This window comes from Kribbella sp. NPDC002412 (assembly GCF_053592935.1).
Window position 1 is genome coordinate 91,960 of record NZ_JBSFBL010000021.1, and the last position, 12,248, is coordinate 104,207.

12 protein-coding genes are annotated in these 12,248 nt (G+C 69.0%); 5 read left to right on the top strand and 7 right to left on the bottom strand.

What is annotated here, in order from left to right; translation table 11 throughout:
• Positions 1-48: 48 nt before the first annotated feature.
• The gene (locus ACWCOV_RS18915; RefSeq protein WP_449830567.1) at positions 49-303 is read left to right on the top strand and encodes an amphi-Trp domain-containing protein; all 255 of its coding nucleotides are present in this window, start codon (positions 49-51) and stop codon (positions 301-303) included.
• Between the two features lie 184 nt (positions 304-487).
• Here ACWCOV_RS18915 and ACWCOV_RS18920 read toward each other — a convergent pair whose 3' ends face one another.
• From ACWCOV_RS18920 to ACWCOV_RS18940, 5 genes are read right to left on the bottom strand one after another with little or no spacing between them, the layout of a single operon-like run.
• Positions 488-1,432, bottom strand: a complete 945-nt coding sequence (locus tag ACWCOV_RS18920) for an ABC transporter ATP-binding protein (RefSeq protein WP_449830568.1) — start codon at positions 1,430-1,432, stop codon at positions 488-490.
• On the bottom strand, positions 1,426-2,385 hold the full coding sequence (locus ACWCOV_RS18925) for an ABC transporter ATP-binding protein (RefSeq protein ID WP_449830569.1): 960 nt from the start codon (positions 2,383-2,385) through the stop codon (positions 1,426-1,428). The genes ACWCOV_RS18920 and ACWCOV_RS18925 overlap by 7 nt, the downstream gene beginning before the upstream one ends.
• On the bottom strand, positions 2,385-3,269 hold the full coding sequence (locus ACWCOV_RS18930; RefSeq protein WP_449830570.1) for an ABC transporter permease: 885 nt from the start codon (positions 3,267-3,269) through the stop codon (positions 2,385-2,387). The genes ACWCOV_RS18925 and ACWCOV_RS18930 overlap by 1 nt, the downstream gene beginning before the upstream one ends.
• On the bottom strand, positions 3,266-4,309 hold the full coding sequence (locus ACWCOV_RS18935) for an ABC transporter permease (protein ID WP_449830571.1): 1,044 nt from the start codon (positions 4,307-4,309) through the stop codon (positions 3,266-3,268). Before ACWCOV_RS18935 ends, ACWCOV_RS18930 begins: the two co-directional genes overlap by 4 nt.
• Positions 4,306-6,099 (bottom strand): ABC transporter substrate-binding protein, encoded by a 1,794-nt coding sequence (locus ACWCOV_RS18940; protein ID WP_449830572.1) that lies wholly within the window; start codon positions 6,097-6,099, stop codon positions 4,306-4,308. Before ACWCOV_RS18940 ends, ACWCOV_RS18935 begins: the two co-directional genes overlap by 4 nt.
• Before the next feature lie 188 nt (positions 6,100-6,287).
• On the opposite strand from ACWCOV_RS18940, the gene ACWCOV_RS18945 reads away from it, so the two are divergent.
• Genes ACWCOV_RS18945 through ACWCOV_RS18955 form a run of 3 tightly spaced genes read left to right on the top strand, consistent with a single transcriptional unit; the run spans position 6,288 to position 9,390 of the window.
• The gene (locus tag ACWCOV_RS18945; protein ID WP_449830573.1) at positions 6,288-6,896 is read left to right on the top strand and encodes a TetR family transcriptional regulator; all 609 of its coding nucleotides are present in this window, start codon (positions 6,288-6,290) and stop codon (positions 6,894-6,896) included.
• 5 nt (positions 6,897-6,901) lie between these two features.
• The gene (locus tag ACWCOV_RS18950) at positions 6,902-7,798 is read left to right on the top strand and encodes an ABC transporter ATP-binding protein (protein WP_449830574.1); all 897 of its coding nucleotides are present in this window, start codon (positions 6,902-6,904) and stop codon (positions 7,796-7,798) included.
• Positions 7,795-9,390 (top strand): ABC transporter permease, encoded by a 1,596-nt coding sequence (locus ACWCOV_RS18955; RefSeq protein ID WP_449830575.1) that lies wholly within the window; start codon positions 7,795-7,797, stop codon positions 9,388-9,390. The genes ACWCOV_RS18950 and ACWCOV_RS18955 overlap by 4 nt, the downstream gene beginning before the upstream one ends.
• Here ACWCOV_RS18955 and ACWCOV_RS18960 read toward each other — a convergent pair whose 3' ends face one another.
• Positions 9,391-10,158 (bottom strand): DUF1206 domain-containing protein, encoded by a 768-nt coding sequence (locus ACWCOV_RS18960; protein ID WP_449830576.1) that lies wholly within the window; start codon positions 10,156-10,158, stop codon positions 9,391-9,393.
• Positions 10,159-10,177: 19 nt separating this feature from the next.
• Entirely contained in the window at positions 10,178-11,176 is a 999-nt protein-coding gene (locus ACWCOV_RS18965; RefSeq protein WP_449830577.1) for a stage II sporulation protein M, read from the bottom strand.
• 81 nt (positions 11,177-11,257) lie between these two features.
• Here ACWCOV_RS18965 and ACWCOV_RS18970 point away from each other — a divergent pair, with 81 nt between their 5' ends.
• Complete coding sequence (locus tag ACWCOV_RS18970; RefSeq protein ID WP_449830578.1) at positions 11,258-12,235, top strand: RDD family protein; 978 nt, start codon at positions 11,258-11,260, stop codon at positions 12,233-12,235.
• Positions 12,236-12,248 lie beyond the last annotated feature (13 nt).

The following is a 12,248-nucleotide window of genomic DNA, read 5'->3' on the forward strand; positions in this document are numbered from 1 at the left end:
ACTATTGTCAATGACTGGAAGAACCTTTCGGCTGGTTGGATGGGCCGCATGAGTGAGAGAGATGTCGAGAAGGACTACTCGGTCGCCGACTTCGCGGCCAAGCTGCGCCGGCTGGCGGACGCCCTCGAAGCGGGCAAGCCGTTCCGGATCCAGGTCGCCGGCGAGCGGTTCACGGTGCCGAAGAACGCCAGGATCAGCGTCGAGCACGAGCGTGGCGACAGCGAGGAAGAGGTCGAGTTCCAGCTGAAGTGGTCCCTCGCCGACGCCGCCGAAGAACCGGACGACGACGACAACGAGGTCTGAACCCGGAGGGATATCCGCTCGAGTTGCGGGTTCTCCCCTCGTCTGCGAGGGGAGAACCCACAAGCCAGGGGGATATCCCCTTGAACGGCGGGCCGTTGAGGGATGTACGGCGAGGGCTGCTGGGCGGATGCCCGGGGGGAGGGCACCGGCCGGCGTCCACGACGTTGGGGGCGCCGGCCGGGGGTCAGGTGGTGATGCGGACCGGGGCCAGGTAGCAGGCGACCTCGGCGCCGTTGGTTGCCGGGAGCACCGGAAGACTGCCGGTCCGGCAGGCGTCGACGCCCTTCCCGGCGGCGACCAGTTGGCAGCGCGGGTGGAACCGGCAGCCGGTCGGGATCCGGGTCGGGTCCGGTGGCTCGCCGGTGAGCACGATGCGCTCCGGCGACTCCGGCAGCACCGACAGCAACGCCTGCGTGTACGGGTGTTGCGGGTTCGTCAGCACTTCCTCGGTCAGACCCGACTCGACGATGCGGCCGAGGTACATGACCGCGACCCGGTCGGCGATGTTCCAGGCCAGGCCGAGGTCGTGGGTGACGACCAGCGCCCCCAGACCGAGTTCGTCCCGCAACCGCAGCAGCAACGCGAGAATCTCGCCCCGCACCGACGCATCCAGCGACGCGACCGGCTCATCGGCGATCAGGAACTTCGGATTCAGAGCCAGCGCACCCGCAATCACCACACGCTGCCGCTGACCACCCGACAGCTCGTGCGGATACCGCAGGAAGAACCTCTCCGGCGGCCGCAGCCCCGCACGCGACAGCGCCGAGGCGACCACCGCCTCTTCGTCGGGCAGGCCGTGGATCCGCGGCCCCTCGGCCACCGCCTCGTAGACGGTTTGCCGCGGGTTCAGCGACCCCATCGGGTCCTGCAGCACCAACTGCACCTGCCGGCGGAACGCGCGCAGGCGACGACCCGTGTAGCTGAGCGGCGTCCCGTCGTACGAGATCCGGCCGGCGGTCGGGCGTTCGAGGCCGAGCAGGGTCCGGGCGAGCGTGGTCTTGCCACAGCCGGACTCGCCGACCAGCGCGACGATCTCGCCGGCGCCGACGGCGAGGTTCACGCCGTCCACCGCCCGCGCCCGCCGCCCGCGCGACGCGAACTCGACCGCAACGTCAGTTGCCTCTAGCAAGTTTCCTCCCCCACCAGAACACAGGCCGCGGTACGGCGCTCGCCGGCCGGCCGAAGGTCGACGGAAACGGTCGAGCACGACTCCAGCGCCACCGGACAGCGTGGATGGAACGCGCACCCGCCCGGCAACTGCTGTGGATCCGGCGGATCGCCGGCCAGCCCTCGCGGAGCCAACCGCGACGCCGGATCACCGACCGTCGGGAACGCCGCCGCGAGCGCCTGGCTGTACGGGTGCCGGAAGTGCCCGGACGACGGACCCGCCTCGACCAGTCGTCCGGCGTACATCACCGCCAGCCGGTCGCACACGTCGGCGAGCACCGACAGGTCGTGCGAGATCATCAGCAGCGAGATGTCGTGCTCGGCGATCAGCTGCCGGATGAGTGTCAGCACCTGCGCCTGGACCATCAGGTCGAGGGCGGTGGTCGGCTCGTCCGCGATGATCAGCCGTGGCGAGCACGCCAGCGCCATCGCGATCATCACTCGTTGCCGTTGGCCACCACTGAGCTCGTGCGGATAACTCCGCGCCCGCCACGCCGGCAGCCCGACTTGCTCGAGCAACTCCCGCACGCGGGCCGAGGCCTCCGACGGAGAAGCCAATCGATGCACCAGCAGCGGCTCGGCGATCTGATCCCCGATCCGCTGCACCGGGTTCAGCCCATGCTGCGCACCCTGGAACACGATCGACGCCGCGGACCACCGGACCGCCCGCAACCGGCCCCACTTCATCGCCAGGACGTCCTCGCCGTCGAGCAGCACGCGCCCGTCAAGACGCGCCGAGCGAGGCAGCAACCGCAGCAAGGCCATCGCGACCGACGACTTCCCGGATCCCGACTCACCCGCCAGTCCGACGGCTTCACCGGCCGCCAACGACAGCGACACCCCGCGTACGGCGGGAACCTCGCCGGACGCGATCTGGTACGTCACGGACAGGTCGTCCAGTTCGAGCAGAGCCATCACGCCGCCCTCGTCCGCAGCCGGGGATTGAGCACACTCTCCAGCGCCCGCCCGCAGAGCGTGAACGCCATCACCACGATCACGATGCACAAGCCCGGCACGAGGATGTACCACCACGCACCCGCGGTGGCCGCGCCCCAGTCGTACGAGCCGCGCAGCATGGTGCCCCACGAGGTCTTGTTCGCACTCACCCCGAGGAACGCGAGCGTCGACTCGGTGACGATCGCGCTGGCCACCTCGAGCGTCGTACTTGCCAACAGCAACGGTGCGACGTTGGGCAGCACGTGCCGGGTGGTGATGTGCCAGTGGCCGGCGCCGAGGGCGAGCGACCGTTCGATGTACGGGCGGGCCTCGACCGCGAGGGTCTGGGCCCGGATCAGCCGGGCCGTGGACGGCCAGGACGTCACCCCGATCGCCACGATGATGGTCGCCGTACTGCCGCCGAGAATCGCCGCCAGCACCAGCGCGGTGACCAGCGACGGCAGCACCAGGAACCAGTCGGTGATCCGCAGGATGATCGCGCCGAGCCAGCCGCGGAAGTGCCCGGCCGCGATCCCGAGCACGGTCCCGATCACCATGCTCAGCAGGGCGGCGAGGAAGCCGATCAGCAGCGAGGTCCGCGAACCCCACCAGATCATCAGCAGCACCGACCGCCCCGACTCGTCCGTCCCGAGCGGGTAGTCGAGGCTCGGCGGCGCCATCTTCTCGCCGGTCCCGCTCACAACGTTCGTCACCCCGGAGTCGATGAACAGCGGCGCGATCAACGCCAGGACCACCGCCAGCACGAGGATGGCGAGGCCGGCCACACCGGCCGGGTACGTCCGGAAGTCGGCCCAGAACCGTTTGAACGCCCGCTGCCGGCGCGTCCACGCAACACTGCTCATGCCGACCTCACCCGGGGATCCAGGACGTGGTAGACCACGTCGGCCAGCGTGTTCATCACGATCACCGACACCGTGATCAGCAGGAACGTGCCCTGCATCAAGGTGAAGTCCGGCACCCGGATCGCCTCGTAGAACAGCTGCCCGAGCCCCGGCCAGCTGAAGATCGCCTCGACCGTCACCGCACCCCCGACCACGAACCCGATCCGCATGAACACCAGCGTCACCGTCGGCAGCAACGCATTCGGTACGGCGTGCTTCCGCCGGATGTCGTCGTCCCGCAGACCCTTGGCGCGGGCCGTCGTGATGTAGTCCTGCCCGACCTCGTCGAGCACCGACGACCGCATCACCAGCAGGTACTGCGCGTAGACGACAGCGACCATGGTCAGACAGGGCAACACCATGTGCTGCGCAACGTCGAGCACGTACGCGAACCCGTCCGGCGCGTCCACGCTCGAGCTCCCCCGGGTCGGGAACACCCCGGGAATCGGCCCGACCCCGGCCGCGAACACCATCAGCAGCAGCAGTCCGAGCCAGAACGTCGGCACCGACCACAGCACCAGCGAGATCGCGGTCGAGAACTTGTCGAACCGGCTGCCCGGTTTCCAGCCCGCCCGCGCGCCCTGCCAGAGGCCGAGGCTGACCGCCATCACCAGCGCGGTCCCGGTGAGCAGCAGCGTCGACCCGATCCGCTCGCCGATCAGGTCGAGCACCGGGCGCTTGTACTCGTACGAGGTGCCGAGGTCGAACTGCAGCGTCTGCTTGACGAACTGCAGGAACTGCTCCGGCAACGACTTGTCGAGGCCGAGCCGAGCACGTTCGAGGTCGAGTTGCTCCGGCGTCATGTTCCGGCCCTGCGCGAGCGCCCGGACCGGGTCGCCCGGCAGCAGCCGGAACAGGAAGAACGTCGCGACGATCACCATCGCGATGCTGAACAGCGCCCCGCCCGCCTTGGTCGCCGCGTACCGCAGCAGACCGTGGCGGGCCGGGCGCTCGTCCAGCGCCTCGACGGCGGGCTGGACGACCGGCGGTGTTGCCGTCATTCGCGCTCGTCGGCGGCGCCCTGGCGGCGTCGCATCACGAAGAACCCACCGATCGCGAGTACGGCGGCGCCGCCCGCGACCCCACCGATCACCCCGGCGTTCGAACCACCCTCGTCCGTCGACGCAGCGTCCGTCGTCACGGCCTCCAGCGTGTAGAACGGCCAGTAGCCGCTACCGCCGTACAGCAGGCCCTTGTCCTCCGGGATCGGCGTCACCTTGGCGATCCGGTCCTTGCGGTAGCCCTCGAGGTTGTTCGGGTAGTACAGCGCGATCACCGGCGCGTCGGTGTAGAGGCGCTCCTCCATCTTCTTGATGATGTCGGCGCGCTTCGGCCGGTCGAGCTCCTTCTGCTGCTGCTTGTAGAGGTCCTCGTACTGCGGGTCGCAGTAGAACGACTCGGTGCCGCCGCCGGTGCCGGCCGCGGTCGGCCGCCGGCTGCACAGGTGCGTCGCCAGCACCTCCTCCGGGTCCGGGTTCACCGACCAGCCGCTGATCGCAATGTCGAACAGCGCGGTAGTCCCGGTCTCCTCGGTGAACTTGCTGGAGTCGAGCCGCTTGGTGGTCAGCGTGATGCCGATCTCCTTGAACCAGCCGGTCAGGTACTCCGACAGCTTGTCCTCGATCGGGGTGTCGGTGTGGATGCTGAACCGGAACGCCAGCTTCTTCGACCCGTCCGGCATCGTCCGGACGCCGTCGGCGCCCTTCTTGTAGCCCGCGTCGTCCAGGATCTTGTTGGCCTTGGCAACGTCGTACGTCACCTTCTTGTCACCCTCGGCCTGCCAGAAGAAGTCCTTGTACATCGGCGGCACGATCGAGCCGTCGGCCGGCACCGCCAGGCCGTTCTGCACCTCGTCGACCAGCTTCTGCTTGTCGATCGCGTAGTGCAGCGCCTGCCGGACCCGCGCGTCCTTCAGCGCCGGGTGACCGTCGCCGATCGGCTTGTTGTCGCTGGTGGTGGCGCCGTGGTTGATCTGCAGGTACGTCGCCCGCCGGCCGGCCGTGTTCCACTGGACGATGTTGTCGTCACCCTTGAGCGAGTCGAAGTCCGGCGGCGCGAGCCGGCCGATCAGGTCGATGTCGCCCTTCTTCAGGCCGACGATCGCGGCGGCCGGGTTGTCGTAGAAGATCATCTGGAGCTGGTCGATCTTCGGGGCGCCCCGCCAGTAGTTCGGGTTCGCCTCGAGCTTCACGTACTGGTCCTTCTTGTGCTCGACCGCGATGTACGGACCGCTGCCGACCGCCGGGTAGACGTCGGCCTCGTACTTCGAGATGTCGGAGACCTTCTCCCAGACGTGCTTGGGCATGATCGGGACCGGGTTGTCCAGCATCGAGGCCTGCGGGGCCTTCAGCTTGATGGTCAGCTCCTGGCCGCTCGCGCTGACGCTGGCGAAGTTCTCCACCGCCGGGCCGTTGCCGGTCTTGGCGCCGTCGTCGGTCATCATCTTGTTGAACGTCCAGGCCGCGTCCGCCGCGGTCACCGGCTGGCCGTCCGACCACTTCGTCTCACGGATCTTGAAGGTCCAGGTCAGGCCGTCGGGCGACGTCGTCCAGGACTCGGCCAGGTCCGGGCTCGGCTGCAGGGTCTTGGAGTCGGGCACGGTCAGGAAGCCGTACATCCAGCGCTGCAGCGACCCGGACACCAGCCGCACGGCCAGGAACGGGTTCATCGAGTCGACCGCCTGGGTAACCCCTACCCGGATCACCTTCTCCGACGGTTCGGCCGCCTGCGCCGCCGTCCCGGGTAACACCAGCAGTGCAATGGCAGCCGCAGCCGCCAAGACCTTCCTCATCCGCCCCACGCACCTTCCGCCCTAGTCCGTTTGGGGAAGAAACCACACCAGCAAGCGTTCTCCTGTCAACGAGTTACGGACTTTTGTCACTGATCCGTTTCCCAAGGTAGTCATAATCTTCCACTTGACTATACGATCGTGTAGTAGTTTGCTTTTTTGTATAGCGAGTGAGGAGCAGTGGTGACCTGATGGAACGACCGGCAGATGATCTGACCGCCCGCGCCCGGATCCGGGACGCGGCGATGAAGTTGTTCACCGAGCGTGGGATCGAGGGCGCCTCGATCCGCGACATCGCGGCCGAGGCGGGGGTCTCGTCCGGGCTGGTCCGGCACCACTTCGGCTCCAAGCAGGCTTTGCGCGAGGCCTGTGACCAGTACGCCAAGGAGCGGATGCTGCAGATCGGCGAGGAGCTCGTGTTCCAGGGTGGCGCGGAGCACACCGACGTGAGCGCGATGCACCCGATCACGATGCCGCTGCAGACGTACCTGGTGCGCTCGATGATGGACGGCTCGGAGACCGCGACCGCGCTGTTCCTGGAGATGGTCGACGCCGGCGAGGAGTTCACCAAGAGCTTGCCCACCGACCCCAGCGACCGGCGGGCGTACGCCGCCGTGCTGGCGGCGATGAAGATGGGCGTCTTCGTGCTCCGCGACCAGGTCTCGAAGGCGATCGGCGAGGACATCGCCGGTCCCTCCGGCTATGCCCGGCTCACCAAGGCCATGCTCGACATCTTCACCATCCCGGTGATGACGCCGGAGCAGGCCGAACAACTACGGAAGTACTCGAAGGAGCACTGACAGCAATGACCGCAGCGATCAGCACCGACAGGCTGGTCAAGACCTTCGGGCGCACCCGCGCCCTGGACGGCCTGGACCTCACGGTCCGCACCGGCGAGGTGCACGGCTTCCTCGGCCCGAACGGCGCCGGGAAGACCACCACGATCCGGATCCTGCTCGGCCTGACCCGCGCGTCCTCGGGCACCGCGCGGCTGCTGGACGGCGATCCGTGGTCGGACGCGACCGAGCTGCACCGGCGGCTGGCCTACGTCCCTGGCGACGTGACGCTGTGGCCGACGCTGTCCGGCGGCGAGGCGATCGACCTGCTCGGCCGGATGCGCGGCGGCGTCGACCAGAAGCGCAAGGCCGAGCTGCTGGAGCGCTTCGACCTGGACCCGCGGAAGAAGGCCCGGACGTACTCCAAGGGCAACCGCCAGAAGGTCGCGCTGGTCGCCGCGTTCGCCTCCGACGTGGAACTGCTGCTGCTCGACGAGCCGACCTCCGGGCTCGACCCGTTGATGGAGGAGGTGTTCCGCGAGGTCGTCCAGGAGGTGAGCGACCGCGACGGCCGGACCGTCCTGCTGTCGAGCCACATCCTGTCCGAGGTCGAGGCGCTCTGCGACCGGGTCACGATCATCCGCGCCGGCCGCGCGGTGGAGAGCGGCACGCTGTCCGAGCTGCGGCACCTGACGCGCACGTCGATCCAGGCCGAGCTGGTCGGCCCGATGGATGGGCTGGCCCAGCTGACCGGCGTACACGATCTGCGGCTCGAGGACGGCCAGGTCCGGTTCGACGTCGACACCGACGAGATCAACCCGGTGCTGAAGCGGCTGACCGAGATCGGCGTACGGAGCCTGGTGAGCCAGCCGCCGACGCTGGAGGAGCTGTTCCTGCGGCTGTACGAGCCGGAGGGGTCGCGATGAAGTCCCTGGCCGGCCTGTGGGGCCTTGTCCGGCTGATCCTGCGCCGCGACCGCATCGTGCTGCCGATCTGGCTCCTGCTGGTGATCGGCATCCCGATCAGCTACGTCGGATCCTTCGACGAGCTGTTCCCGACCGCCGAGTCCCGGCTCCAGTACGCGAGCAACGCCGGCTTCGTCACCCTGTACGGCGAACTGCACGGCACCAGCCTGGGCGAGTTCCTGACCTGGCGACTGGGATTCGTCCCGGTGATGGTCGGCCTGATCAGCCTGCTGACGGTGATCCGGCACACCCGGGTCGAGGAGGAGACCGGCCGCGCCGAGCTGCTCGGCTCGAGTGTCGTCGGCCGGCACGCCGGCCTCGCGGCCGCTCTGGTGACCACCTTCCTGGCGAACCTGCTGCTCGCCGTACTGCTTGCCTTGGGCATGAATAGCCAGGGCCTCCCGTTCGCCGGATCGTTCGCCCTGGGTCTCGAGTTCGCCTGTGTCGGTTGGCTTTTCGGAGGGGTTGGAGCCATCGCCGCACAACTGACCGCGAGCGCGAGCACGGCGCGCGGGATCGCGCTCAGCGTGCTCGGCGTGGCGTACGTACTGCGTGCCGCCGGTGACACGAGTGCGCACTCGGACGGCCCACTGGCATGGCTGTCGTACCTGTCCCCGATCGGCTGGGCGCAACGCATCCGCCCGTACGGCGACAACCGCTGGTGGCTCGTGATCGTTGTGCTCGCGGTGTCCGTCGTACTCGTGGCCGTTGCCGTCCAACTGCAGTCCCGGCGAGACGTTGGCGCTGGACTGCTGGCCGACCGGCTCGGGCCGGCCGAGGGGGCGCCGAGCCTGAGTTCGCCGCTGGCGTTGGCGTGGCGCCTGCATCGCGGTCTGCTGGTCGCGTGGACGTCCGGGTTCGCCGTACTCGGGGTGCTGTTCGGCGGGGTGGCCGAAGGGGTCGGCGACCTGATGCGGGACGACTCCGGTGTGCAAGAGGTGTTCGCGCGGCTGGGTGGGGCGGCCGGGTTGATCGACTCGTACTTCGCCGGCGTGATGGCGATCGTCGGGCTGATCGCCTCGGCGTACGCCGTCCAGGCCACGCTGCGACTGCGCACCGAGGAGATGAGTGGCCGGGCCGAGCCGGTGCTCGTGACCAGGACCGGACGGCTGCAGTGGGCCGCGAGTCACCTGCTCTTCGGCCTGCTCGGGCCGGCGGTGACGCTTCTGGTCGCGGGACTCGGCGCCGGATTGGCGTACGGCGCAGCGATCGGTGACGTCGGCGGGCAGGTGCCCCGGCTGATCGGTGCTGCGCTCGTGCAACTGCCGGCGGTGTGGGTCCTGGCCGCGATCGCGATCGCGCTGTTCGGCCTGTTCCCGCGGTGGTCTGCGGCTGCCTGGGTTCCGCCGTCGATCTGCCTGGTGATCGTCATGACCACGACCGGGACCGAGTTGTCCAAGTGGGTCAAGGACATCTCGCCGTTCAGCCATCTCCCCCAGTTGCCCGGCGGCTCGGTGTCGGCCGCGCCGGTGATCACGCTGGTCGCGATCGCTGTGGTAGTAGGCGCGGTCGGCCTGGTCGGGCTCCGGCGGCGGGACATGCCGGTCGGCTGATCAGCGGCGGGCGTTGCGAGACCACGCGAACGCGTACACCCCGAAGGCGGCGATTCCGATCGCCAGCACCGACAGCAGGACGGACCCGAAGGGCTGTTCCTTGATCGTGTGCAGGGCGGCGTCCAGGCCGCCCGTCTTCTCCGGGTCGTAGTCGATCGCGGCCCAGCCGAACAACGCTCCGGCGACCAGGAACGCGATGCCCTTGGCGGCGTACCCGATCCGGCCGAGCAGCACGGTCACCTCGGCGACCCCGCCGACCAGGTCCTCCATGAACTTGGCCGTGAGCCCCTTGTAGATCTGGTGTCCGCCGATCCCGACGATCACCAGCCCGATGACCACGATCAGTGCCCGGCCCACGCCGTACTCCATCAGCTGGGCGCTGATCGTCTTCTGCTCACCGCTGCTCGAACCGCCGGATCCGACCGCGACCTTGATCGCCAGGATCCCGAGGCCGAGGTAGACAAGGCCGCGCCCGACGGCGGAGACCTTCTTCGACGTCTTCAACGATCCGTACGCCAGTGTCAGGCCCTGCCAGACGACCAGCGCGAACAGGCCGATCGCGACCGCCCACAGCAGGACGCCGCCGAGCGGTTTGCCGGCCAACTCCTCCAAGGCGCCTTGTTGCGAGGCTTCCTGGTCCGACTTGCCCAGGGCCAGTTGCAGGGCGACCCAGGCGATCAACAGGTGGACTACGCCGTACGCGATGAGGCCGACGGTGATCGCGACGTCGTACGTGCGGCTCTGACGGGCTTGCTGGGCGGTACTCACCCACCTCTAGTGCCCAGGACTATGCAGAAATCGGCGCGGTGGCCTCACGGTCGGCCTCGTCGACGTCGCCGTACTCCCCGGCCCGGAAGGCGCGCCGGCCGAGGATCCACACGTAGAGCACGAAGCCGATCTCGGCCAGTACGCCGATCCCGACCCGGACCGCGGTCGGCAGGCCGGACGGCGTGACGAAACCCTCGATGATGCCGGTGACCAGCAGGATCGCGGCCAGGCCGATCGCCATCCCGACCGTTGCGCGGCCGGTTTGAGCAAGCGCTTGCATCCGGGTCCGTGGCCCCGGGACGATCCAGGACCAGCCGAGCCGCAGCCCGGCCGCGGCCGCGACGAACACCGCGGTCAGCTCGAGCAGGCCGTGCGGGGTGATCAGGCCGAAGAACACGTCGGCCCGGTCGTGGCCGATCATCAGGCCGGCGTTGATGCCCAGGTTCAGCGCGTTGTCCCAGAGGATGAAGATGGACGGGATCAGCAGGATGCCGAGCGCGAGCACGGCGGCGCTGATGGTGGCGTTGTTGATCCAGACCTGGAAGGCGAAGTCCTGGGCCGGGTTCTCCGAGTAGTAGGCGGCGAAGTCCTTGTCGACCAGCTCCTGGACCTGCGCGGAGGTGGCGAACGAGTCGATCACCTCCGGGTGCGCGATGATCCGCCAGGCGGCCCAGGCCGCGACCAGATAGAAGAGCAGGCCGATGGTGAGCCACCAGCGTCTGGACGCGTAGAGCGCGGCCGGGAAGCTCACCAGGAAGTACCTGGAGATGTCGCGCCAAACAGGAGCCTGTGCGCCCGTGACAGCGCCACGTGCGTCGGCGATGAGGCCGGAGAGCCGGCCGATCGACACCGGGTCCGCACCGGCGGCCCTGAGCGCGGCCAGGTGTGTGCCGACGCGCTGGTAGAGGGTGACGAGCTCTTCGGCCTCTGCACCGGTCAAGCGGCGCTGTCGGCGAGTCAGGTACGCCAGCCGGTCCCACTGCGGCTGGTGCACGGACACGAACGCCTCGACGTCCACAGTGGCCCCTCCTCCCGGTTCTGGCTCTCCGCGCTGGCAGACTAGCCGGAACTGGTGTCTTGGCAGGAGGGGGGCGACGGAGTGTCTCAGCTGGTCACGGGCGAGGCGGTCGTCCTCCAGGTGCGGATCGCACGGATGCCGACCCGGGCGCTGGCGTGCGCGATCGACGTGATGCTGCAGGGCGTCGTACTCGGGGTGCTGATCTCGCTGCTGGCCGGGTTCCTGATCGGTGGCGAGGCCAGTGAGGCGCTCGCGGTGGCGTTGATCTTCGTCGTCGTCCTGGTCGTCGTGGTCGGCTACCGGGTGGTGATGGAGACGCTCACCCGCGGCCGGACGCTCGGCAAGATGGTGCTCGGGCTCAAGGTGGTCCGCGACGACGGCAGCTCGATCCGGTTCCGGCACGCGCTGGTGCGGACGCTGATGTGGTTCTTCGTCGACTTCGCGCCATGGTTCGCGGCCTGTCCGGGGATCGTGGCGAGCCTGATGAACAAGCACGGCAAGCGGATCGGCGACATGGTCGCCGGCACCGTGGTGATCCGCGAGCGGCACCAGCCGATGGCGTCGCCGCCGCTGTTCGTGCCGGGGCACCTGGTGCAGTGGGCGCAGTCGCTGGAACTGTCGCGGCTGTCGGACGAGCTGGCCAACGCTTCGCGGGAGTATCTGGCGCGGTACACCGAGCTGCTGCCGGGCGCTCGGGACGCGATCGGTGATGCGCTGGCGTATCGGGTCAGTCAGGTGACGGCGCCGGTGCCGCCGGTGCCCATGGTGGCGCCTGCGTTCCTGTCCGCCGTACTGGCTGAGCGTCGGCGGCGGGAGCTGAACCGCCTCGCCGTACCTCGGGCCGCCGTCAACACCGGCCCGTTCGGCCCGTACGCCGTACCTGCCGGCCCGTTCGCCGCACCGAGCCCGTACGGCGCTTCGCCACCGGCCCCACCTGCTGCTGTGCCAGCGGCCGGCCCGTTCCCGGCGCCCACTCCGATAACGCCGTACCGCCCCGCCGCGATCAACCCCCAGGGCTGGGCAGCCCCAGGCAGCAACGAGCCCGGCCAGTGGTTCTAGCCAAGAAGGCGCC